Raw genomic sequence first — 1,044 nt, forward strand, 5'->3', positions numbered from 1 at the left:
ACCTTACACTGAGCTGGGGAATGGAAACGCCATGTCTTCTCAGGAACAGGGAAGACCACGCACCGCTGGCGAGCAGAACGCCCGACGTCTCGATGTGACCCGCCTCTGTCCACACACCGCTGATCCTCCCGGCCGAGATTTCCAGGGCTCGCGCCGCGCAATTCTCCACAATCTTGACGCCCCTGCGGGCGGCAAGCCGGGCGAGTGCCGGCACGGCCAGCCAAGGCTCCGCCCGCATGTCGGAAGGCGTTGTCATCGCGCCCTTGAAACTGCGCGACATGCCTTTGATGAGACCGGCGGTTTCGCGTGCGTTCAGCAGGCGCGTGTCGATCTCATGGACGGCAGCGATCGTCATGAATTTTTCGAAGCGGGCCATTTCGCGGTCGGAGCTTGCCAGGTAAGTCACGCCGGTCTGCTTCAAGCCGATGTCTTCGCCGCATTCCTCGGCCAGCTGCCGCCAATGACGCGACGCCTCGATCACGATCGGCAGTTCGTCCGCATCGCGTCCCTGTTTGCGGATCCATCCCCAATTGCGGGAGGACTGTTCGGCAGCGATGCGTCCCTTTTCCAACAGCGTCACCGAGATGTTGCGCCGCGCAAGAAAAAGCGCTGTCGCAACGCCGATAACGCCGCCGCCGATAATGACCACGTCAGCGCTTTTTGGGGGCGGGCCGGGAAATTGAATCGGATCTGCTTCGGAGAACGGGAAAGTAGGCAAGGGGAGAATCCTGAAAAGGCTGCGTCAGCTATGGCCCACCGGCAGCCAACCTTTCTTGAGGCAGTTCAGGGGGAAGGTGGAGCACAGGCGCCTGACGAGCGGCTCCCGTAGTCGCCCATTCAGACGCGGTGGATCGCGAATGTTGGCCGTAGCGAATACAAAAAGTTGAAACTCTCCGGAAAATGAAAGTTCAAGCTTTTGAAGAGCAGGGCCTAAACCCTTGAAAGACTGGCGCGAGTGACGGGGCTCGAACCCGCGACCTCCGGCGTGACAGGCCGGCACTCTAACCGACTGAGCTACACCCGCGCACTGACGAGCACGTGTCA

1 protein-coding gene and 1 tRNA gene are annotated in these 1,044 nt (G+C 61.0%); both read right to left on the minus strand.

The window, feature by feature from the left end; genetic code table 11:
- Positions 1-718: FAD-dependent oxidoreductase (locus EOA60_RS34495; RefSeq protein ID WP_164899835.1), on the minus strand; the 718-nt coding region annotated here is incomplete at its 3' end.
- Between the two features lie 229 nt (positions 719-947).
- Positions 948-1,024: transfer RNA gene (locus tag EOA60_RS34500), tRNA-Asp, on the minus strand.
- Positions 1,025-1,044 lie beyond the last annotated feature (20 nt).

Source organism: Mesorhizobium sp. M1A.F.Ca.IN.020.06.1.1 (assembly GCF_004023265.1).
Taxonomy (GTDB): domain Bacteria; phylum Pseudomonadota; class Alphaproteobacteria; order Rhizobiales; family Rhizobiaceae; genus Mesorhizobium.